General features: G+C 69.1%; 1 protein-coding gene. It reads right to left on the bottom strand.

The annotated features are described in order from the left end of the window. On the bottom strand, positions 1 to 866 hold an 866-nt coding region (locus AC6BYQ_RS28435), incomplete at both ends, for a fimbria/pilus outer membrane usher protein (RefSeq protein WP_498057922.1).

Genomic DNA, 866 nt, shown 5'->3' with positions numbered 1-866 from the left:
GGCATGCGCACTTCACACTGCGCCGCCCCGCCCCAGCGCACCGTCATCGCCTCGCCGGCGTTGATGCCGCTCAGGTAGACGCTGCCGCCGTCGTTGACGATGCCGGTCTCCTGTTTGCGGTCGTTCAGCACCGTGGCGCCGAACGGCGGCTCGCTGCCGTCCGCCAGCTTAATCACCGCCATCGCCTTGGCCCCCGCGATGACGTCAAACTGCCGGTAGCCGATGGCCCCCTCGGTCAGCGTCGCCTGCACCACCGATTTGATGGCCTCGGCGTTGTCGCCCAGCTGGTTCAGGTCAATGCTGGCCTTGTTGCGGTAATAGCTGTTCACGTCGCCAATCACCGCCTTGCCCCAGGCGTTGGTGCGGCTGGTGCGCCCGTAGCCGCGCACCGGCACGTCCGCCACCCCCTGGGTGTCAATCAGCATCCGCGTGCCGCCCGCCATGCCGCTGCGGTGCAGCGCGCCGCCCTCGGCGGTCAGCGTCGCCCCGCCCTGGGCACTCAGCCCCAGCGCGCTGTAGCTCCCCTCCTGGTAGCTGGCGTTGGCGCTCAGCCGCGCGATATCCCCCTCCCGGGTGTAGTAACCGCTGGCGTTGGCCCCGCGGCGCGCGTACCCGGCGCTCAGCTGGTAGTTGCTGCGCTCGTCAATCCGGTCGTAGTAGCTCACCCGCTGGCTGTTGTCGCCGCGGCTGGCCGTGGCGTTGTAGCTCAGCGTCGCGCGCTCGCCCCACGGCAGCGACAGCGACAGGTAACCCCCGTCGTCCTTGCGACCGTTGTACTGGTTGCGGTACGCCGACAGCGACAGGCTCAGGTTGCGAAAGCGCCCGAGGTCGAAGTAGCGCGACAGCGTCAGGTTGTAGCGGTCGTT

The sequence above is a fragment of the Serratia sp. LTN-2 genome (assembly GCF_059740205.1).
Note: the sequence above shows the minus strand (reverse complement) of the source record. Positions and strands in the feature narration are given on the sequence as shown.